This is a genomic window from Streptomyces virginiae, from assembly GCF_040638905.1.
GTDB classification, from domain to species: Bacteria; Actinomycetota; Actinomycetes; order Streptomycetales; family Streptomycetaceae; genus Streptomyces; species Streptomyces virginiae_B.
In genome coordinates this window covers 25,989-46,233 of sequence record NZ_JBEZYV010000015.1, presented here as the reverse complement: position 1 = coordinate 46,233, position 20,245 = coordinate 25,989, and the positions used below count along the sequence as shown (strand labels likewise).

The following is a 20,245-nucleotide window of genomic DNA, read 5'->3' as shown; positions in this document are numbered from 1 at the left end:
GCACGCCCCTTGGCCTCGTGCCCGCGCAGCCCCACACTGACCCGATGACGCAGCGTGTGGATCTCGCGACGGTGATGGACCGGCTGGCGATCGACGACGTGGTCACGGGCTACGCGGTGGCCGTGGACGACGGCGACTGGGCCGCCTACCGAGCCCTCTTCGCCGCCGGCGGGCGGGCCGACTACAGCTCGGCGGGCGGGATCGAAGGTCCGGTGGCGCAGGTGGCGGACTGGCTCGCGGAGACCATGAAGCTCTTTCCCGTGCGTCAGCACCTGATCGTCAACCGGCTGGTCCGGCTGGAGGACGTCGGCGGCTCGCCCGGCGACAGCGCCGAGGTCCGCGCCGACTTCCTCAATCCGATGCGGCTGGAGGGGCCGGAGGCCGACGGCACGGCCGCCTCCCCCAACTTCGTCGCCGCCGGGCGCTACACCTTCGCCCTGGCCCGCACCCGGGACGGCTGGCGGCTCACCCGTGTGACCGTGCACGAGAAGTGGCGCCACATGGCCGGGTGAACCCGCTCCGCCCCGCCCCACGGCCCTCGGGCGCCGCTCTGCCCGCCGGGCGCGCCCGGGCGGGTCCGCCCGGCCGGAGGGGCAGGTCCGCCCGGCACTGCCCACACTGGAAGCGGAGGCGCCATGGTCCCGACGCACAGCGGGTGGTCGCGCCGGTGGCGGGCGCCGGCGGCGCTCGCGGCCGGCGCCCTGCCCGCGCTCGCCTTCCCCGGCCCCGCCCTCTGGTGGTTCGCCTACGTCGCACTGGTGCCCTGGATGCTGCTGCTGCGGTCGGCCCCGACCGGCCGGCGGGCCGGCCTGGAGGGCTGGCTCGGCGGCGCCGGATACGTCCTGGCCGTGCACCACTGGCTGCTGCCGAGCCTGCACGTGTTCCTGATGCCGGTGGCCGCGCTGGTGGGCCTGCTGTGGATCCCCTGGGCGCTGCTGGTGCGGCAGCTGCTCGGCGGGCGCCCCTCGGCGGGCCGGGCCGCCTGGGCGCTGGTCGTCGTACCTGCGGGGTGGCTGCTGTCGGAGGTGGTCCGGTCCTGGCAGGGGCTGGGCGGGCCGTGGGGGCTGCTGGGGGCCAGCCAGTGGCAGGTCCCGGCGGCGCTGCGGCTGGCCTCGGTGGGCGGGGTGTGGCTGGTCAGTCTGCTACTGGTGGCGGTCAACTGCGTCCTGGTGCTGCTGTTCGCGGTGCCGGGGGCGCGGGTCCCGGCGGTGGCCGGGCTCACGGGCTGTGCGCTGCTGACGGGCGTGCTGTGGCTGTGGGCGGCCCGGCCCGCGGAGTCGGGAGGCCTGCGCGTGGCCGTCGTTCAGCCGGGGCTGGTGCCGGACGGCCCGGACAGTGCGGAGCGGCGGTTCGCGGCCGGGGAGCGGCTGACGCTGCCGCTGGCCGGGCAGGGCGTGGACCTCGTGGTGTGGGGCGAGAGCAGTGTCGGCGAGGACCTGTCGGCCCGTCCGGACCTGGCCCGGCGGCTGGCCGCGCTGTCGGCGGAGGTCGAGGCGCCGCTGCTGGTGAACGTGGACGCGCGGCGGGCGGACCGGCCGGGCATCTACAAGAGCGCCGTCATGGTCGGTCCCGCGGGCCCCACGGGTGACCGGTACGACAAGATGCGGCTGGTGCCGTTCGGCGAGTACGTTCCGGCCCGGACGCTGCTCGGATGGGCCACCTCGGTCGGGCGGGCGGCCGGCGAGGACCGTATGCGCGGGGACTCGCCCGTGGTCATGGACCTGCCCGGGCGGCCCGACGGGCGCGCCGGTGTCCGGGTGGGGCCGTTGGTCTGTTTCGAGTCGGCCTTCCCCGACATGAGCAGGCGCCTCACCCTCGACGGGGCCTCCCTGCTCGTCGCCCAGTCGGCGACCTCCACCTTCCAGGACAGCTGGGCCCCCGCCCAGCACGCGTCCCTGGCGGCCCTGCGGGCGGCCGAGAACGGCCGCCCGATGGTGCACGCCACCCTCACCGGGGTCAGCGCGGTGCACGGCCCGTCGGGCGAGCGGATCGGCCCCGCCCTGCCCACCTCCGCGCGGACCGCGGAGGTGTACGAGGTGCCGCTCGCCCGGGGCTCGACGCTCTTCGTGCGCTTCGGTGCCTGGCCGGTGGCCGCGGCCCTCGCCGTACTGGCCGCCCACTGTGCGGTGGTGGGTGCGCGGTCGCTCAGGAGGCCTGCTCCAGAGCCGATTCCACCACCGTCTCGCACAGCCCGTGGGTGAGCAGCGCGTCGCGCGCGCTGAGGGTCCGGCCCGCCGCGACCGCTTCCAGGAAGTGGTCCACGACCTGTTCGATGCCGCGCTGGCGGGCGACGGACACCCAGTCCCCGCGGCGGCGCACGGTGGGCTGGCCCTTGTGGTCGATGACCTCGGCGAGGTTGAGGACCTGCCGCTTGGTGTCCTTGCCGGAGACCTCCAGGACCTCCTCGTTGGAGCCGGAGAGCCGGTTCATGATGCCGAGCGCGCTGAATCCGGGGCCGGAGAGGTGCAGCACCACCTGGTGCATCAGCCCGTCGCGCACCACGGCGCGGACGTCGGTGCGGTCGGCCTCGCCGGGCAGCAGGAAGCGCAGGGTGTCGACGACGTGGATGAAGTCGTCGAGCACCAGCGTGCGCGGGTCCTCGGGCAGGCCGACCCGATTCTTCTGCATGACGATCAGGTCGCGCGGGTGGTCGGCGCACTGCGTGTAGCCGGGCGCGAAGCGGCGGTTGAAGCCGACGGCGAGGGACACTTCGCGCTTCTCGGCCAGTTCCACCAGCCGCCGTGACGCGGCGAACTCGTAGGCGAGCGGCTTGTCGACGTAGGTGGGTACGCCGGCTTCCAGCAGGTGCGTGAGGATCTCGGGGTGGGCTCCGGTCGGGGCGTGCACGAAGGCCGCGTCCAGGTCCTGGGCGAGCAGGGCGTCGAGATCGGTGTGCCGCCGCTCGGCCGGGACGTGGTGGGTGTCGCCCACCCGCTGCAGGGTGGCGGGGGTGCGCGTCTGCAGGTGCAGTTCGACGTCCGCGCGGGCGGTGAGGACGGGCAGGTACGCCTTCTGCGCGATGTCGCCGAGTCCGATGCAGCCGACCTTCACCGGGGCCTCCAAATTCGGTCCTTGTGGGATCTTGGCAGCTTAATCCCTGGTGGTCGGGGCCCCGTTCACCGAGGATGATCCTCATGACCACCAGTTCAGGATCACACCGCGACGAGCCCTCCACCACCGCCGACGAGCGGGAGATGCTGGACGGCTGGCTCGACTACCACCGTGCCACCCTCCTGTGGAAGTGCGAGGGGCTGCAGGACGAAGAGCTGCGCAGGACCTCGCTCGCGCCTTCCGAGTTGAGCCTCTTGGGCCTCGTACGGCACATGGCGGAGGTGGAGCGGTACTGGTTCCGGGAGATCATGCTGGGCGAGGACCTGCCCGAGCTGTACGTCACGGACGAGGACCGGGACGGCGACTTCCACTTCACCGAGGCGGCCACCTGGGCCGAGGCCGAGCAGGTGTGGCGCACGGAGGTCGAACTGGCTCGGCAGGCCACGGCGGGCCGATCGCTGGACCTGTTGTCGAAGGCCGACAGCCACCACCGCGGCGAGGTGTTCAGCCTGCGCTGGGTCTACACCCACATGATCGAGGAGTACGCGCGCCACAACGGCCACGCGGACCTGCTGCGCGAGCAGATAGACGGCGCCACCGGCGAATGAGCAGGGGGCGGCCCGGGGGCGGCCCGCGATCCGCCGGTCACCCCTCCGCCCGTCACCCGTGCGGGGTGAATATGGGCTCCCGGTTTTCACAACGGGGTCCTCGCACAGCAGAGTTGCGCGGGTGCATCCAACGCGAACCACGACAAAGCTGCTGCTCGGAGTCGCCTGCGCCGTTTCGGCGGTTTCCGGCTGCGTCAATGTGAGCCCCGGACCCGTGCAGCCCGCGGCGGCCCCCGCCGCCGGGGCCCCGCCCCGGCACGAGCCGCGCGGCGGGCCGGGGGCCGAGCCCGTGGCCGTCCGCGCACCCGCCCTGGAGGCGCTGGAGGCCGTGGAGGCGGCCCCGGAGCAGGCCGCGCGGCCGACGTCCGCGACTCCGGTCCCGCGGGCCGCCGACAGCCCGGCCCGGAGCGCCCCGGGCGGGCCCGTACCGGGCGCTCCGCCGGTCCCCGACATCCCGGAGCCCCGGCGGGCCGCCGTGCCCTCCGCGGGGCGTCCTGACAGCTCCCGGCGGCACGCCCGGCCCGGCGCCGAGGCGGAGCGTGAGCTGGTGCGGAAGCTGCCGGTGCGCCCGGCCGACGTCTGCGCGCTGGGCCGGCGCCACGGCCGCTGGCACCCCGACAGCCCCGAAGCCCGGATCTGCGCGGGCGTCCACGGCGGCTGAGGCGCCGGGGGCGCGTCCTGCCCGGGGTGTCTTGCCGATCATGCCGGGCGCCGCGAGCCGCATGATCGGCAAAACCTTCCCGGGACGGGTGCGCAGGGTAGCGCCGGCCGCCCGAAGCCGGGCCCCGCGGCCGTCTGGTGCCGTGCACCGCAAGGCGGAGGAGCGTCCTGAGACGGGGCGCATCCGGGCGGGCGCGACAACGCAGCGAGGTGCGGTCAGGCGCCGCGGGGCAGGCGGGACTTTGCGGACGCGGCCCAAGGGCTGTCCCGAAATCCCCGGTGGATCAGCGCGCGGCGTCAGAGGCGGTGCATCGCACGGCGGAGAGCGTCCTGATACCGGGCGTATCCGGGAGTTCCGACAACGCGGCGGGGTGCCGTAGCTGTCGTCGTGCGCCCGCCGGGGATGACGGGACAGCCCTCAGGACTGTTCGGGAAAGGGCTGCGGCCCCGAGCCCGGTTCCGCGGCGAGGCGGCGCTCCAGCCGTGCGATGGCGGCCCGTACGCCGTTGCCGTAGCCGTCGTCGGCCAGTGCCGCGGCGGCCGCGCGAGCACGCGCCAGGTGGATCCGGGCGGCCTGTGGCCGCCGGAGCTTCAGGTAGTCGGTGGCCAGGCTGAGGTGCAGGGAGGGGTAGAACACGCGCATCGCGGGACGCGGCTCCCGCAGCGCCGGCCGCCCGGTCCCGGGCCCGTCGTCCCCGTCCCCGGGCCCGTCGTCCCCGTCCCCGGGCCCGTCGTCCCCGTTCCCGGGCCCGTCGCCCACGGCGTCGGCGGCGGTCAGGGCCCGCAGGTCCCAGGCCAGCTCGTCTGCGGGGTCGTCCTGGGCGTCGGCCATGTAGTGGGCGAGGGTGCACCGGTGCAAGCAGTCCCCCTTCTCGCCGATCTCCTGCCAGATCGCGCCGAGCCGGTTGCGGGCCTCCTCGCGGTCACCGGCGTGCAGCAGGATGACCGCCTGGCCGATCCTCGTCATGACGGCGTCCTCCGACGCCTCCTGCTGCTCGGTCACGGCGCCTCCGGCTTGCTCTGCCGGACCCGTTCCGGTCCGGTCGTCAAGAAGTTAGCCGGAGGTACCGGTGAAGGCGCCGAGGCGCGGTGGGACGTCAGCCGAGGTCCGGGATCCGCCAGTCGATCGGCTCATGCCCCTGCGCGGCAATGGCCTCGTTGATCTGGGTGAAGGGCCGGGATCCGAAGAACTTCTTCGCCGACAGCGGCGAGGGGTGGGCGCCCTTGACGATCACGTGCCGCTCTTCGTCGATGAGCGGGATCTTCTTCTGGGCGTAGGCGCCCCACAGGACGAACACGGCCGGGTCGGGACGCTCGGACACCGCGCGGATCACGGCGTCGGTGAACCTCTCCCAGCCCTTGCCCTTGTGCGAGTTCGGCTCGGCCTCGCGGACGGTGAGCACCGCGTTGAGCAGCAGGACGCCCTGCCGGGCCCACGGCATCAGGTACCCGTTGTCCGGGACCTCCAGGCCGAGCTCCTCCTTCATCTCCTTGTAGATGTTGCGCAGCGAGGGCGGGGTCTTGACCCCGGGCCGCACGGAGAAGCACAGGCCGTGGCCCTGGCCGGCGCCGTGGTAGGGGTCCTGGCCGAGGACGAGGACCTTCACCTGGTCGAAGGGTGTGGCGTCCAGGGCGGCGAAGACCTGCTCGCGGGGCGGGTAGACCGGCCCGTTGGCCCGCTCCTTCTCGACGAACTCGGTGAGTTCCTTGAAGTAGGGCTGGTCCAGCTCCCCGCCGAGGACGGGGAGCCAGGACTCGGGCAGCATCTGGGTCACGGCGACAACCTCCGGTACAAGTTCGTGCAACTGCTCAGAACCTACCGGGGGCCACTGACAACGCGTCGGCCGCCCGGGACGGTCCCCCGGGCGGGCGGCGGCTACCAGCTGGTCTTGCGGTACAGCTCCCACATCTGCATGGCGGTCTGCGGGTCGAGGGCCCGCTCGGCGCCCGCGATGTCCTCGCGTGCGGCGACGTACAGCTTGCCCTGCCACAGGGGCAGCAGCCGGACGTCCTCGGCGAAGATCTGCTGGGCCTTCTCGAACTGCTGGACCCCGGTGGAGCGGTCGCCCTCGCGGCGGGACTTGGGCAGCAGCTCGGTCAGGATCTCGTTCTGCTCGTACGGGGTGCCGACCGCGTTCTCCTTGCCGACGAACGGCGCGATGAAGTTGTCGGGGTCCGGGAAGTCGGGGAACCAGCCTCGGCCGAAGACCGGGTACTCCTGGCCCTTGTAGCCCTCCTGGAAGGCCTTCCAGGGCTGGCTGCGCAGGGTGATGTTGAAGAGGCCGCTCTCGTCCAGCTGGCGCTTGATCTCGGTGAACTCCTCGGCGGTGGAGGAGCCGTACCGGTCGGTGGTGTACCAGAAGGTCAGGTCGACCTGCTGGTTGATGCCGGCCTCCTTGAGGATCTTCTTGGCCTTGCCGACGTCCGCGGCGCCGTACTTGTCGTAGAAGGGCGTCTTGTGGCCGACGACGCCCTTGGGAACCATCGAGTACAGCGGCTCGGCGGTGCCCTGGTAGACCTTGGAGACGAGCGTGCCGCGGTCGATGACCTGGGCGATGGCCTGGCGGACCGCGAGCTTGTTGACCGCCGGGTCCTTCGGGTTGAAGACCAGGTAGCGGATCTCGGCGCCCACGTTCTCGACGACCTGGACGCCCTGCGCGTGCGCGGCGGGGCTCTGCAGGTCGGTGATCTGCGGGGCGGACAGGCCTCGGTAGGTGGCGTCCAGCTCCTTGGCCTTCAGGGCGGCGACCATCTTCTCGGAGTCCGCGAAGTAGCGGATGGTCACGGCCTTGTTCTGGCGCTTCGCGAAGCCGGCGTAGCCCTTGTTCTCGCTGAGGACGGCCTCGCCGCCCTCCTTGTACGACTCCAGCACGTAGGGGCCGGAGCCGGTGATCTTGCCGTCCTCGCGCACCTTGTCGGCCGGGTAGTCCTTGGGCGCGACCAGCGAGGCCGCCGGGGAGCCGAGGACGTACGGGAAGGTGGCGTCCGAGGTCTTCAGGTGGAAGACCACCGTCAGCGCGTCCGGGGTCTCGATCTTGTCGAGGCTGCCGAAGAGGTCCTTCGGGCCGACCTTGGAGCCGATCGTCCTGATCCGGTCGAGGGAGTGCTTGACGGCCTTGGCGTCGAGGGGCTCGCCGTTGGAGAACTTCAGGCCCTTGCGCAGGGTGCACCGGTACGCCTGGCTCGCGCCGTCCGTGAACTCGCAGTTCTGGGCGGCGTCCGGCTGGGGCTTGGTGGAGCCCGTGGGGAAGGCCAGGAGGGTCTGGTAGACGTTCCGGTACAGCTCCCAGGAGCCGTCCCACGCAGCGGCGGGGTCGAGGGTGCTCGGCGCGCTCGTGGTCCCGACGACGATCCGCTTCGCTTCGTCGCCGTCGTCATCCGACAGCAGGCCGCAACCGGCGAGCAGGGATATGGACGCAAGGGCCGCAGTGATCTGCAGGCATCTGGTCCGGTTGAACACGTGCACGCTCCTCGATCAGCCAGGGGTGCGGCAGACCCTACCGCAGTGCCCCACGAATCCAATGGGTTGGTTTCGTGAGGCACTTGACCGGTTCCGTGCATATTCGATACACATTTACCTCCCTTTCGGAGGCAAATGTGTCCGATTATCGGTCAGTGCACCCCGGCATTGAGGAACATCCCACCGTCGACGACCAGAGTTTGCCCGGTGATCCATTCCGCTTGTGCAGATGTAAGAAACGCCGCGGCCCCGCCGATGTCCTCCGGGAGCCCGAGCCGGCCGAGCGGATAGGCCGCCGCGGCCTCCTGCTCCCGGCCCTCGTAGAGCGCCTGGGCGAACTTCGTCTTGACCACCGCCGGGGCGATCGCGTTGACCCGGACCCCCGGCGCCATCTCGTGGGCGAGCTGGAGGGTGAGGTTGACCATGGCGGCCTTGCTCATCCCGTACGCGCCGATGAAGGGCGAGGCGGAGACGCCGGCGATGGAGGCGATGTTCACGATCGCGCCGCCGTTCTCCTTCTGCCAGGCGTGCCAGGTCCGCTGGGCGAATCCGAGCGCCGAGATCACGTTGGTCTCGAAGACCTTCCGTGCCACCCCGAGGTCCAGGTCCGCGATCGGGCCGAAGACCGGATTGGTGCCGGCGTTGTTCACGAGGAAGTCGACCCGGCCGAAGGCCTCCATCGTGCGCTCGACGGCGAGGGCCTGGTGGGCCTCGTCGTGCGCCTTGCCGGCCACCCCGATCACCCGGTCCGCCCCGAGGAGCTCCACAGCCTCCTTGAGGGCCTCCTCGTTGCGCCCGGTGATGCAGATCCGGTCGCCCCGGGCGACCAGCGCCTCGGCGATGCCGTAGCCGATGCCCCGGCTCGCCCCGGTGATCAGCGCGACCTTGCCGCTGTCGGTACCGCTGTACGTCATGACGTACGCCCTGCCTCTCGTCGTTGCGTCAGTTGAGGGGGCCGCCGGCCACGTACATGACCTGGCCGGAGACGAAGCCGGCGGCCTCGCCGGTGAAGAACGCGATGGCGTTGGCGATGTCGTCCGGGCGGCCGACGCGCTGGACGGGGATCTGGGTGGCCGCGGCGGCCTGGAAGTCCTCGAAGCCCATGCCGACGCGGGCGGCCGTCTGGGCGGTCATCTCGGTGGCGATGAAGCCGGGGGCGACGGCGTTGGCGGTGACGCCGAACTTGCCGAGCTCGATGGCCAGGGTCTTGGTGAAGCCCTGCAGACCGGCCTTGGCCGCGGAGTAGTTGACCTGGCCGCGGTTGCCGAGCGCCGAGCTGCTGGAGAGGTTCACGATGCGGCCGAACTTGGCCTCCACCATGTACTTCTGACACGCCTTCGACATCAGGAAGGCGCCGCGCAGGTGCACGTTCATGACCGTGTCCCAATCGGTCTCGCTCATCTTGAAGAGCAGGTTGTCGCGCAGCACACCGGCGTTGTTGACCAGGATGGTGGGGGCGCCGAGTTCGGCGGCGACGCGCTCGACGGCCGCCTCCACCTGGGCGCCGTCCGAGACGTCGCAGCCGACCGCCAGGGCCCGGCCGCCGGCCGCCGTGATGGCCTCCACGGTGTCCTTGCAGGCCGCCTCGTCGAGGTCGAGTACGGCGACGGCGCGGCCCTCGGCGGCCAGGCGTACGGCGGTGGCCGCGCCGATGCCCCGGGCCGCCCCGGTCACGATCGCGACGCGCTGCTCGGTGGTGGACATGCTGGTTCTCCTCGCCCTAGAGAGGCGGCCGCCCAGAGGTGAGCAACCGCTTAGTAGCTTCAGCTGAGGAGACGCTAGGAGCCCTGGCACCCCGTGTCAACGGCCGCCGGTTCGACACCGGCTAGCGGACGAGGAGATCCAGCAGCCGCTCCACCTCCGCCGCGGGGTCGGCCGTCAGGCCGGTGTGCACCGGCCCCGGCTGCACGACCGTGCTGCGCGGGGCGATCAGCCAGCGGAACCGCCGCCCCGCGTCGTCACCCGCAGCCTGCCCCGCCGCTTCCCCGCCGCCGCACACGCCCTCGACCCCGCGCAGCGCGGCCCGTACGCCGGCCACGTCGGCCGCCGGGTCCAGCGCGAGGAGCTTCGCCTCGTCGAGGTGGGTGCGCGCGGCGACGTAGGAATGCGCCCGGCAGTAGACGATCACGCCGGCGTTGAAACACTCGCCGCGTTCCATCCGGGGCACCACGCGCACCAGCGCGTACTCGAACACGTCCCGCTTGGTCACTCGTCGCCGCTCTTCTTCGTGTGGGTCTTGTGGGGCCATTCCGGCAGGTGGTCGGTGAGCCAGCCGGGAGGGCCGGCCGGTGCCTTGACCTCGGCCTCCAGCGAGATCCTCTCGTGGATCGTGGCCGCGCGCGGCAGCAACGCCTCCACGTAGGCCCGGCGCAGCGCGTCGGTGGTGTCGAATCCCGGCTCGTCGACCAGCCACTCGTCCGGGACCTCGGCGGTGACCTCGGTGAGCAGTTCCTCCGTGACCAGGGGCGCGAGCAGGGCTGCCGCGCCCTCGATGTCCGGCCCCACGGGGGCGAGGACGTGGTCGGAGGCGTTGTACGGCTTGGCGGCGGCGGCCTGCGCCGTGGGCCAGTTGTGGTGCCAGATCATGGTGGCGCCGTGGTCGATGAGCCACAGGTCCCCGTGCCAGACCAGCATGTTCGGGTTGCGCCACGACCGGTCGACGTTGTTGATCAGGGCGTCGAACCAGATCACGCGCCCCGCCTCGGCCGGGTCCACCCGGTACGCGAGCGGGTCGAAGCCGATGGAGCCCGGCAGGTAGTCCATGCCGAGGTTGAGTCCGCCGCTGGCCTTGAGCAGCTCCTGGACCTCCTGGTCGGGCTCGGCGAGCCCGATCACGGGGTCGAGCTGCATCTGCACCAGCGTGGGGACCCTCAGCCCCAGCCGCTGGGCCAGACGGCCGCAGATGACCTCGGCGACCAGGGTCTTGCGGCCCTGGCCGGCTCCGGTGAACTTCATGACGTAGGTCCCGAGGTCGTCGGCCTCGACGATCCCCGGGAGCGAGCCGCCCTCACGCAGGGGCGTCACATAGCGGGTCGCGATCACTTCTGTGAGCATTTTCCCAGGCTATAGGGCGGACAACGTGCACGATCAAAGGTTTTTTCGCCCCGGGCGGATCCTGCGGATCCGGGCGGTCCGATGCTCACGCCGACGGGTGGTCCGCCTCCGTCGAGGAGGGCTGGGCCGTCGGGATGCGCTGGGTGAAGAACAGCGCGATGAGCGCGGCGAAGGAGAGGATGGCGAGGGCCGCCCGCAACCCGTCCAGCCTCGCCTCCTCGTTCGCCCGCAGCGCGGCCTCGGTCACCTCCGGGCTGACACCTGCCTCGGCGAGCGCACTCTGCAGCTGGGCGTCCGACAGGAAGGGCGCGCCGCTCGCGAGCTGCACCGTCGCCTGGCTCTTGACGGTGCTCGGGACGGCCGGGTTCGCCTGGACGCTGGTCAGGAAGGAGGACGTGAGCGCCGCGATCATGATCGATCCGGCGAGGGCCGTGCCGATGGAGGAGCCGAGGTTGGTGACGGCGTTCTGGACGCCTCCGACCTCCGCGGACTGCGACTGCGGCACCGCCGACACGGTGACCGATCCGAGCTGGGACGCCAGCGCGCCCATCCCGAAGCCGATCAGCAGCAGGGGGACGGTGAGCACCTCCGCCCCCGCGTCCGCGTCGAGCGCCGCCATCAGGATCACCGCTCCGAGGAGCAGGCCCAGGGTCCCGAGCCGGACCACGCGGCGCGGCGACACGTCCGGGAGGAACCGCGGGATCAGGACGGCGGCGGCCAGCAGCGTCACCGACAGCGGCAGCAGCCGGGCGCCGGTGGCCAGTGCCGACAGCCCGAGGGCCACCGACAGGTAGAGCGGGACGACGAAGAAGACGCCCATCATCACGAGGTACTGGAAGAAGAACATGGTCAGCCCGCCGGCGAGCTGCTTGTTCTCCAGCATGGCCGGGTCGACCAGGGGCTCCCGGCGCCGCCTCACGAGACGGTGCTCCCAGCGGAGGAAGAGCCAGATCAGGAAGATCCCCAGGAGCATCAGCCAGACGGTCAGGGAGACCCCGAGCCAGGCGGGCCCGCCCGCCTTCGGCCTGAACCAGCCCCACTCGTCGGAGCGGAGCACCCCGTAGACGAAGGTCCCGAGCCCGAGCGCCGACAGGACGGCGCCGACGAGGTCGATGCGGGGACGTTCCTCGCCCACGGCGTCCGCGATGGGGCGGGCGAGCAGGAGGATGCCGGCCACCACCAGCACCTCGCCGGCGAAGACCCACCGCCAGGAGAAGTAGGTCGTGGCGATCCCGCCGATGAGGGGCCCGAGCGCGATGGCGATCGCGCCGGCCGCCGCGACGAGGCCGTAGGCGGCGGGGCGGCGTTCGACGGGGAAGTTGCCGGCGACGAGCGCCACGATCGCGGGCAGGATGAGCGCCGCCCCGACCCCCTCCAGGAAGGACCAGCCGATCAGCAGCACCGTGAGGTTGGGTGCGAGCGAGGTGACGAGGGAGCCGCAGCCGTAGATGACGCAGCCGATGAGGAAGGCGCGTTTGCGGCCGATCAGCACCCCGACCTTGCCGCCGGGGATCATGAGCATGGCCATCACGAGGGTGTAGGCCGTGATGGCGCCCTGGATCCCGGTGACGGTCGTGCCGATGTCGTCGGCGACCGTGGCGATGGAGACGTTCATGACGGAGCTGTCGAGCGCCATCAGGAACTGGCCCGCCGCCAGTGTCATCAGGACGAGTCGCGCCTTCGCCGGGTTCCCGCTCGCCGTCCCTGCCCTGGATGCCATGCGTGCATGCTCCCAGCCGACGTCAGGACGGGCCGGACGACCCGCCCGGAAGTCAGCCGGACGGGCAGTCGGTCACCGGGTCGTCGTGGACGAGTGCGCAGATCATCTGTGCGCCGCGCCCGCCTTCGGGGTAGGCGGAGCGGAGTTCGTCCTCGAAGGACTTCCACTGGCGGGTGATCTCCGCGGTCGCCCCCGCGGTGGCCCGGCGGAAGTTGTCGTCCGTCTTCGCGCGGGCGGACCCGGGCGTGTCCTTGTTCAGGTCCCTGTTGTGGGCGACGCGGCCGTCGCAGCTCGCGGGTTTGACCCCGGTGGAGTCGAAGTCCGGGTAGCAGCCGGTCGCCAGGTCCTCGGGGACGAGGTCCCGGACCTCCCGCGTCCAGTCGGCGTCCTTCATCCCGCTGTAGCGGCGGATGTCGAAGAACGGGGCGACCTGGGTACGGCCCAGCCCCGGCGGGTTGGCGATCCCGAGCGCGCCGGGGGCGGCCCGATCGGCCCAGTTGGAGTGCGAGTAGAAGTCCTCCAGCGGGTGCCAGCCGCGGCCGAGCTGTTCGAGGACGGCGCACTTGGCCGGTCCGGGCCGCTCGTCCCAGGTGCAGGGCACCGACAGGTCGGTCTGGCCCGCGCGCACCCGCCCGTCGGCGTCGACGAGGCCGTCGGCCGCCCTTACGGCGTTGCGGAACCGCGCGACGGACGTACCGACGCAGGCGACGAGCTCGGTGGTGGCCTCGTCCCGGCTGCGCGGGTAGTCGGGGGCGTAACGCGGCGGCAGGTAGTCGGCGTTGTCGCAGTGCAGGGGTCCAAGGTCGAAGTACGGGCGCTTGTCGTCGGCGTTGACCGCCCCGTCGCGGGCGTCGGCCATGGCGGTCAGCGTGGCGGGCTGCCAGGGCAGGGCGCGCCGGGTGATGTCCTCGTGGTTGTCCCCCGTGAACGCGGCCGCCGGGCCGCCCGGCAGGGCGGCGAACGCGGCGAGGGCGGTGAGGGCGGCCGTCAGGAGGGCCACCGGTGCGCGGCTCGGTCTCTTCACGGAAGGCTCCCGGCTCCGGTCGGACGAAACTGCTTCCATGCTGCGCAGCCCCCCTCCGCCCCCGCATCCCCGTGGGGCGCTCGGGCCCGCCGCAGGCCGGGGCGGCGGGCCGCGGCGCACCCCTCAGGACGGGGTCCGTGCGTACCGGGCCCCGGCCCGTACGGTGACCGCTGAGCGCCCGCGCGCGCCCGGCGGTCGGCGGACCTAGAGTTGAGGGCGAGGCGGCGTGCCCGGACTCGGGGCGGCCGCTCCCTTGGCCCCAGTACCCGCGCCAGGGCGCGCCAACACCCAGGAGGGCATGCGACATGTCCACTGCATCTGAAACCCCGGTTCTGGACACCCTCGCCGCCATGACGGGCGATTCGCTCGAGCGTTGCGGGATGGACCCGAACATGCTGCTCCTGATCCGGATCGCGGCACTCGCCGCCTCGGACGCTCCCCCGATCTCCTACCTCGCGCACATCGACCCCGCGCTCAAGGCCGGGCTGACGGCGGAGGAGTTGCAGGACGTCCTGATCGCCATCGCCCCCATCGTCGGCACCGCCCGCGTCATGACGGCCGCGGGCAACATCACCAGGGCGCTCGGTGTGGCCATCGCCGTCGCCGAGGCCGAGGCCCAGGCCGAGATGGACGCCATGGGCTGACACGTGGGGCAGCCGCCCAGAGGCGCCCCGGGGCCCGGCCCGGCAGCCGTTCCGGGGCGCGGGCGGCGTGCGTACGACGCGGACGGGCGGTCGGACGGTCGGGGGGTCGGGTGGTCGGGGGGCCGGGTGGTCGGGCACGCAGGCGGATCGGTCAGGCCCGTCAGTCAGTAAGTCAGTGAGGCAGGCAGTCAGGAGGCCTCCATGCCCCGGAGTGCGATCACCGCGATGCGCGCGGTGCCCGAGGCCACGCCCGAGGAGCGCGCGGCCATCGGCAAGGAGGCCCGCAACCGTTGCCCCCGGTCGGGGCACGCCGTGTACCAGCCCTCTCCCGCGAGGCCGGATCCCTTGGCGATCCTGGAGGCACAGTCCGCGACGCGGGTGCCCGAGCTGGTCCCGATCCGCTACGCGCGGATGACGGAGTCCCCGTTCCGCTTCTACCGGGGAGCCGCCGCGATCATGGCGTCCGACCTGGCCGGCAGCCCCGACTCGGGGATCGCGGTACAGCTCTGCGGTGACGCGCACCTGCTGAACTTCCGCCTGCTGGCCTCGCCGGAGCGGCGGCTGATGTTCGACATCAACGACTTCGACGAGACGCTGCCCGGGCCCTGGGAGTGGGACGTCAAACGACTGTCCGCGAGTCTGGTCATCGCCGCCCGGGCGAACGGCTTCGACGAAGCCGAGCGTGCCCGCATCGTGAACTCCGCGGTGCGCTCGTACCGCGAGGCGATGATCCGCTTCGCCGGGATGGGCAATCTCGACGTCTGGTACGCGAAGATCGACGCCGAGGGCCTGGAGGCCCTCGTCACCGAACAGCTCGACAAGCGCGGCCGCAAGAAGCTGGCCGCGGCGATGGCGAAGGCCCGGTCGCGCGACAGCCTGCAGGTCTTCGACAAGCTCACCGAGGTGGTCGACGGCAGCCCGCGGATCGCGGCGGACCCCCCGCTGCTGGTGCCCCTCGGCGACCTGCTGCCGGATGACGAGCGCGACGAGCTCGTGGACCGGATGAGTTCACTGGTCGGCCGCTACGGCCGCACACTGGAGAGCAACCGGCGCGCGCTGCTGGAGGACTACCGCCTGGTCGACGTCGCCCGCAAGGTGGTGGGCGTCGGCAGCGTCGGCACCCGGTGCTGGATCCTGCTCCTGCTCGGCAGGGACGGCCGCGACCCGCTCTTCCTCCAGGCCAAGGAGGCCGACACCTCCGTGCTCGCCGACCACGTCGGCGCCAGCCTGTACCGGAACCAGGGCGAACGCGTGGTCTCGGGACAGCGGTTGATGCAGGCGGCGAGCGACATCTTCCTCGGCTGGGAGCGGGTGGACGGCATCGACGGCAGGAAGCGGGACTTCTACGTCCGCCAGTTGCGCGACTGGAAGGGCGTCGCGATGCCGGAGACCATGTCACCCGGGCCACTGGAGACCTTCGGCAACGCCTGCGGGATGACCCTGGCCCGCGCGCACGCCCGGTCCGGCGACCGGGTGGCTGTCGCCGCCTACCTCGGCCGCGGCGATGTCTTCGACCGGGCGCTCGCGGAGTTCGCCGAGGCGTACGCCGACCAGAACGAACGCGATCACCAGGCCCTGGTCGACGCGGTGCGGGCGGGCCGCCTGCCCGTACGGGAACTTCCGGCGGCCTGACCGCGCGTCCGGACGGCACCCCCTCCCGTGGCGCCGTCCTGGGAGGCGCCCGATCAGAACGCGAAGACCGCGTTGCCGTTCAGGGTCGCCGCCATGGTGCAGGAGTTGGAGAACGTGTGGTCCCAGGCCACGCGGCGGCCCTCCCACACGCCGACCGCGGACACGGTGACGGGGGCGTAGTGCATCGGGCACGCCCGGTCGGGGTTCGGCGCGGACAGCAGCCGGTCGAACGAGCCGCCGGTGGACTTCAGGGCCGCGCACGCGGCCTTGGGGTCGGGGTGCGTCCCCTGGGCGCCCGGTGCGCAGCTGACCGTGGTGGCGCGGACGACGGTGGGCGCGGACACGTCGTCCCCCTGGGCGACGCTGAAGACCATGGCCGAGGGGGCGTAGAGGCTGTCGGGCTGCGCCTGCGCGATGCCGGTGGCACCGGCGAGACAGAGGAGCGCGGCGGCGGAGACGGCGGCTGAGCGACGGTGACGCACGAGAAGACTCACTTTCGATTCGTTGGTTGAACGCGATGGACACTTACGTAATCGCGTCTTGTTGCATCGAATCCTTGCTGAGCCGAAGGGGCATTGCACATCGACGACCGATTTACGGACACCCTGTTCGCATACCGGTTGCCGAATGGTCGTTCGAGCAGCTCAGACGGGGTGCGACCGAGCCGTCACGCGCAGCGACCGCCGCAGGAACCCGGCGATGACGTGCGACGTTGCGGACGCCGCACCGCCGCTGGGCGCCCCGGGTTCACCGGACGGCTACCCAGCTTGTCCGGATGTGTGCGCTCCGGTCAGCTCGCGCGGGCCCACGCGTCCAGCAGCGCCTCGGTCGTGGTGACGGCCGCCACCAGCGCGAGCGAGTTGCGGATCACCTCGGCGGTGCAGGAGGCGGGCACTCCGGCGATGGCGTCGGCCGGGACCACGACCTGGTAGCCGAGGTTCACGGCGTCGAAGACGGTGTTCGGGATGGCGATGTTGGAGGAGACTCCCGTGACGACGAGGGTCCGCGTCCCGAGGTTGCGCAGCAGCGCGTCGAGGTCCGTGCCGGCCATGGGCGAGAGCCCGTGCAGCCGGCGTACGACGAGGTCCCGGTCGGCCACGGTGATGGGCGCGGCCACCTCCACCGCGCGAGTGCCGGTCAGCTGCCGCACGGGCAGTTTCCCTGCGGCCCGGAAGAGCCGTGCGTTGCCGTTGGCCCCGAGCCCGTCCGGGCGCCGCTCGGCCACCGCGTGCAGCACCTGCACGCCGGCCCCGCGCGCCGCGTCGACCAGCGCGGCCACCCGCCCCAGCATCCCGGAGTCCCTTGCCGCCTTGGCGAGTTCGGGCAGCGCGGACTCCTCGCCCACGACACCGTTCTGGCACTCGACGGTGAGCAGCGCGGTGGTGGCGGGATCGAGATCCGGCACGACTCCCCCTGGCGTGGCGTCGGAAGAGCCTTCATGATTCCTGACACATAGTCAGATGTGAAGGGGTGCGGGACCGATGGACGAGACTCAGCGGCGGGGGCGCCGCATCATGATGAGCGGGGCGGAAGTGGACGCGTTCCTGCGGGAACAGCGGACCTGCCGGGTGGCGACGGTGTCGCCGGACGGCCGCCCGCACGTGGGCGCCCTGTGGTTCGCGTGGGACGGCACCTCGCTGTGGCTGTACTCGATCACCCGCAGCCGCCGCTGGGCGGACCTGCGCAAGGACCCGCGGATCTCGGTGGTCGTGGACGCGGGCGAGTCCTACGACGAGCTGCGCGGCGTGGAGCTGTCCGGCAGCGCGGTGTTCGTGGGAGAGGCCCCGCGCACGGGCGAGCCGTGCCCCGAACTGGCGGAGCCCGAGCGGATCTTCCCGGTCAAGAACTTCGGGATCGAGGAGATGCCGCACGACGGACGGCACGCCTGGATCCGCCTCACCCCCGACACGGTGGTCTCCTGGGACTTCCGCAAGATCTGACGCTCCAGGTCGTCTCTTTCGGATCTTGCCGGCCGCGCCGGCGCTGTCGGGTGCCGTGCTGCGCGAGGCGGAGGACCCCGCCGCGCACTGGACGTACTCGGGAGCCCGCCGGGGATCACTGGACAGGCCCTCAGGCGTGCTGGAGCTCGGCGGCCGTCGCCCGGAGGGCGTCGACCGCGGCCCGGATGGAGGGTCGGCGGTCGGCGTCCGCGCGCCATACGGCGTACACGTGGCGGCGTACGGCGTCGCAGACGGGCAGCAGCCGCACTCCCGACGGCACCGGCCCGCGTCCCAGCTTCGGCGCGACGCAGACCCCGAGTCCGGCCTCCACGAAGGCGAGCTGGGTGTGGTGCTCCTCGGCGATGTGCGCGATGCGCGGTTCGATGCCCGTACCGCGCAGCGTGAAGACCAGCCACTCGTGGCAGAACTGGCCCTCGTTCCAGGAGATCCACTCGTCGTCCGCGAACTCGGCGAGGGAGATCGTGCTGCGGTCCGCCAGCCGGTGCCCGGACGGGACCGCGATGTCGACGGAGTCGTCCAGCAGGTGCGTGCGGGTGAGCTCCGCTGGGACCGGCATCCGCTTGTTGTGCCAGTCGATCGCGAGAGCCATGTCGAGGTCGCCGCGCACGACGGCCGCCATGCTCTCCTCGGGTTCCTGCTCGCGCACCCGCACCCGCAGGTCCGGGTGGCCGGTGCGCAGCGCGGACAGTGCTCGGGGCAGCAGCCCGCGCATGGCGGTCGGGAAGGCGCCGATGCGCAGCTCGCCGACGGCGCACCCGCGCTGGGCCTCGACATCGGCCTGGGCCTGCTCCACCTGGGAGATGATCCGGGCCGCGTGCTCGGCGAGCAGCCGTCCGGCGTCGGTGAGGCGGACGCCGCGGCCGTTCCTGGCCAGCAGGGGCTGGCCGACCTCGCGCTCCAGCTTGGCCATCTGCTGGGACACGGCGGAGGTGGTGACGTGGAGTCCGTCGGCCGCACCGCTGACCGAACCGTGGCGGGCGAGGGCGTCAAGGGTGCGCAGGCGCTCCAGGTTCAACATGTAAGCAATGCTACGTCGTCATCCCGAGAAACTCTCGCTTGTCCTACGAAGTTGATACGAGCACAGTAAGGGGCATGAGCGCACCCGCGGCCCCTCGGCCCGCCCTTCCGACCTCTTCCCCGGTGGCCGCCACCGCCACCGTGACCGGGGCGGCGGCCGCGACGGCTCCGGCCACGTCCACCCGTCGGCGCGGCCTCCTCGACTGGCGGGTGCGGTTCGCGATCCTCTCGGTGATCTGGGGCTTCAGCTTCCTGCTGATCAAGGTGGGCACCGAGGCGTTCGCGCCCTTCCAGGTGGCACTGGGCCGGGTCCTGTTCGGGGCGCTCGCCCTCCTCGCCGTGCTCCTGGTCCGCCGTGAGCCGCTCCCCCGGGGCCTGCGCACCTGGGGCCACCTCACCGTGGCGGCGCTCCTGCTCAACACCGCGCCCTTCTCGCTCTTCGCGTACGCGGAGCTGAGCATCCCCTCCAGCCTGGCCGGCATCTGCAACGCCACGTCCCCCCTGTGGGGCATGGCGCTGTCGCTGATCGCCCTCTCCGAGGACCGCCCGACGCGCCGCCGCTTCGCCGGCCTGGGCCTCGGCTTCCTCGGCGTGCTGACCGTGCTCGGCGCCTGGAACGGCTTCTCCGGCGTCGACGGCAAGGGCACCGCGTTCGCCCTGCTGGCCTCGCTCTGCTACCCCGTCGGCTGGATCTACGTCCGCCGTACGCTGGCCGGTACCCCCGGCTCCCCGGTGGCCCTGACCGGCGGCCAGCTCATGGTCTCCACCCTCCAGCTCGCACTGGTCAGCGCACTGTTCACCTCCACCCCGGCCTCGTTCCCGCTCTGGCCGACCCTGTCGGTGGTCGCGTTGGGCGCCCTCGGCACCGGCATGGCCCTGCAGATGCAGTACGGCCTGGTGACGGAGGTCGGCCCGACCACCGCCCAGATGGTCACCTATTTCATCCCCGTCATCGCGACCACGGCGGGCGTGCTGGTCCTCGGCGAGCAGCTGCACTGGAACACCCCGGTCGGCGCCGCAATCGTCCTGGCGGGCGCCGCCCTCACCCAGACCCGCGCCGCCTCCCGCAAGCCTGCCTGAGGGAGGCCGGGGAGCGTCCCGTAGTCTCCCGGCCGGACCTCAGCGGTGTCTGCGCTCCCGATCGGGCCGATCGGGAGCGGGGGCCGGTGCGATGGGGCCTCCCCAGCCCTGCAGGGCCGAGGGGAAGCATCGCAAGGCGGACGGGGGAGGCGACGCGGAGCGGCGTCGACCGAGAACGACGCGGCGAGGCGCGGTGCCGGGGCGCGCGAGCCCGGCCTGATCGACAAGACACCCCCTGGTGGCGATCGCACGTCCTGCGGGCCCTACACGGGCATCGGCGTCTTGTCCCCGGCCCTGCGGCCTGATGCCGACGGCAGGTGGCGTCCTGGTCGCG

Annotated in this window: 21 protein-coding genes; 8 read left to right on the top strand and 13 right to left on the bottom strand. The window is 72.3% G+C overall.

What is annotated here, in order from left to right; all coding sequences use genetic code 11:
• Nucleotides 1-44 precede the first annotated feature (44 nt).
• Together AB0F82_RS21640 and lnt are read left to right on the top strand one after the other, a co-directional pair.
• Complete coding sequence (locus AB0F82_RS21640) at nucleotides 45-512, top strand: nuclear transport factor 2 family protein (protein ID WP_362630143.1); 468 nt, start codon at nucleotides 45-47, stop codon at nucleotides 510-512.
• A gap of 123 nt (nucleotides 513-635) precedes the next feature.
• On the top strand, nucleotides 636-2,201 hold the full coding sequence (gene lnt / locus AB0F82_RS21635) for an apolipoprotein N-acyltransferase (protein WP_362630140.1): 1,566 nt from the start codon (nucleotides 636-638) through the stop codon (nucleotides 2,199-2,201).
• On the opposite strand, the gene AB0F82_RS21630 is transcribed toward lnt, so the two are convergent.
• Entirely contained in the window at nucleotides 2,146-3,051 is a 906-nt protein-coding gene (locus AB0F82_RS21630) for a Gfo/Idh/MocA family protein (protein ID WP_362630385.1), read from the bottom strand. The genes lnt and AB0F82_RS21630 overlap by 56 nt on opposite strands.
• A gap of 83 nt (nucleotides 3,052-3,134) precedes the next feature.
• Between AB0F82_RS21630 and AB0F82_RS21625 the strand changes: the two genes are divergently transcribed.
• A complete protein-coding gene (locus tag AB0F82_RS21625) occupies nucleotides 3,135-3,659 on the top strand; it encodes a DinB family protein (protein WP_356814680.1) in 525 nt (174 codons plus the stop codon).
• A gap of 121 nt (nucleotides 3,660-3,780) precedes the next feature.
• Nucleotides 3,781-4,320, top strand: a complete 540-nt coding sequence (locus tag AB0F82_RS21620; RefSeq protein ID WP_362630137.1) for a hypothetical protein — start codon at nucleotides 3,781-3,783, stop codon at nucleotides 4,318-4,320.
• Between the two features lie 417 nt (nucleotides 4,321-4,737).
• On the opposite strand, the gene AB0F82_RS21615 is transcribed toward AB0F82_RS21620, so the two are convergent.
• From AB0F82_RS21615 to AB0F82_RS21575, 9 genes are all read right to left on the bottom strand, one after another.
• Nucleotides 4,738-5,322 (bottom strand): hypothetical protein, encoded by a 585-nt coding sequence (locus tag AB0F82_RS21615; protein ID WP_362630134.1) that lies wholly within the window; start codon nucleotides 5,320-5,322, stop codon nucleotides 4,738-4,740.
• Between the two features lie 94 nt (nucleotides 5,323-5,416).
• A complete protein-coding gene (locus AB0F82_RS21610) occupies nucleotides 5,417-6,085 on the bottom strand; it encodes a uracil-DNA glycosylase (protein ID WP_356814131.1) in 669 nt (222 codons plus the stop codon).
• A gap of 110 nt (nucleotides 6,086-6,195) precedes the next feature.
• Nucleotides 6,196-7,779: an ABC transporter substrate-binding protein gene (locus tag AB0F82_RS21605; protein ID WP_356814128.1), complete on the bottom strand. Its 1,584-nt coding sequence runs from the start codon at nucleotides 7,777-7,779 to the stop codon at nucleotides 6,196-6,198.
• Between the two features lie 152 nt (nucleotides 7,780-7,931).
• A complete protein-coding gene (locus tag AB0F82_RS21600) occupies nucleotides 7,932-8,693 on the bottom strand; it encodes an SDR family oxidoreductase (RefSeq protein WP_356814127.1) in 762 nt (253 codons plus the stop codon).
• A 28-nt stretch (nucleotides 8,694-8,721) separates the two neighbouring features.
• Nucleotides 8,722-9,483, bottom strand: coding sequence for a 3-oxoacyl-ACP reductase FabG (gene fabG / locus AB0F82_RS21595; RefSeq protein WP_362630129.1), 762 nt, complete (start codon nucleotides 9,481-9,483; stop codon nucleotides 8,722-8,724).
• 121 nt (nucleotides 9,484-9,604) lie between these two features.
• The gene (locus tag AB0F82_RS21590) at nucleotides 9,605-9,988 is read right to left on the bottom strand and encodes a DUF3037 domain-containing protein (RefSeq protein WP_030658325.1); all 384 of its coding nucleotides are present in this window, start codon (nucleotides 9,986-9,988) and stop codon (nucleotides 9,605-9,607) included.
• Nucleotides 9,985-10,833, bottom strand: a complete 849-nt coding sequence (locus tag AB0F82_RS21585; RefSeq protein ID WP_326476781.1) for a HipA family kinase — start codon at nucleotides 10,831-10,833, stop codon at nucleotides 9,985-9,987. The genes AB0F82_RS21590 and AB0F82_RS21585 overlap by 4 nt, the downstream gene beginning before the upstream one ends.
• Nucleotides 10,834-10,918: 85 nt before the next feature.
• Entirely contained in the window at nucleotides 10,919-12,553 is a 1,635-nt protein-coding gene (locus AB0F82_RS21580; RefSeq protein ID WP_362630125.1) for an MFS transporter, read from the bottom strand.
• Between the two features lie 52 nt (nucleotides 12,554-12,605).
• On the bottom strand, nucleotides 12,606-13,577 hold the full coding sequence (locus AB0F82_RS21575; RefSeq protein WP_362630122.1) for a hypothetical protein: 972 nt from the start codon (nucleotides 13,575-13,577) through the stop codon (nucleotides 12,606-12,608).
• 305 nt (nucleotides 13,578-13,882) lie between these two features.
• Between AB0F82_RS21575 and AB0F82_RS21570 the strand changes: the two genes are divergently transcribed.
• Both AB0F82_RS21570 and AB0F82_RS21565 read left to right on the top strand, forming a co-directional pair.
• Nucleotides 13,883-14,221: a carboxymuconolactone decarboxylase family protein gene (locus tag AB0F82_RS21570; protein WP_362630119.1), complete on the top strand. Its 339-nt coding sequence runs from the start codon at nucleotides 13,883-13,885 to the stop codon at nucleotides 14,219-14,221.
• A gap of 201 nt (nucleotides 14,222-14,422) precedes the next feature.
• Nucleotides 14,423-15,853, top strand: a complete 1,431-nt coding sequence (locus AB0F82_RS21565) for a DUF2252 domain-containing protein (RefSeq protein ID WP_362630116.1) — start codon at nucleotides 14,423-14,425, stop codon at nucleotides 15,851-15,853.
• Between the two features lie 53 nt (nucleotides 15,854-15,906).
• On the opposite strand, the gene AB0F82_RS21560 is transcribed toward AB0F82_RS21565, so the two are convergent.
• Together AB0F82_RS21560 and AB0F82_RS21555 are read right to left on the bottom strand one after the other, a co-directional pair.
• On the bottom strand, nucleotides 15,907-16,335 hold the full coding sequence (locus AB0F82_RS21560) for a subtilase-type protease inhibitor (RefSeq protein ID WP_356814121.1): 429 nt from the start codon (nucleotides 16,333-16,335) through the stop codon (nucleotides 15,907-15,909).
• A 308-nt stretch (nucleotides 16,336-16,643) separates the two neighbouring features.
• Nucleotides 16,644-17,258: a cysteine hydrolase gene (locus AB0F82_RS21555; RefSeq protein ID WP_356814120.1), complete on the bottom strand. Its 615-nt coding sequence runs from the start codon at nucleotides 17,256-17,258 to the stop codon at nucleotides 16,644-16,646.
• Between the two features lie 76 nt (nucleotides 17,259-17,334).
• On the opposite strand from AB0F82_RS21555, the gene AB0F82_RS21550 reads away from it, so the two are divergent.
• Nucleotides 17,335-17,793, top strand: coding sequence for a pyridoxamine 5'-phosphate oxidase family protein (locus tag AB0F82_RS21550; protein WP_030658305.1), 459 nt, complete (start codon nucleotides 17,335-17,337; stop codon nucleotides 17,791-17,793).
• Nucleotides 17,794-17,923: 130 nt separating this feature from the next.
• Here AB0F82_RS21550 and AB0F82_RS21545 read toward each other — a convergent pair whose 3' ends face one another.
• Nucleotides 17,924-18,832, bottom strand: a complete 909-nt coding sequence (locus AB0F82_RS21545) for a LysR family transcriptional regulator (RefSeq protein WP_362630111.1) — start codon at nucleotides 18,830-18,832, stop codon at nucleotides 17,924-17,926.
• Nucleotides 18,833-18,906: 74 nt separating this feature from the next.
• On the opposite strand from AB0F82_RS21545, the gene AB0F82_RS21540 reads away from it, so the two are divergent.
• A complete protein-coding gene (locus tag AB0F82_RS21540; RefSeq protein ID WP_362630108.1) occupies nucleotides 18,907-19,911 on the top strand; it encodes a DMT family transporter in 1,005 nt (334 codons plus the stop codon).
• Nucleotides 19,912-20,245: the final 334 nt, after the last annotated feature.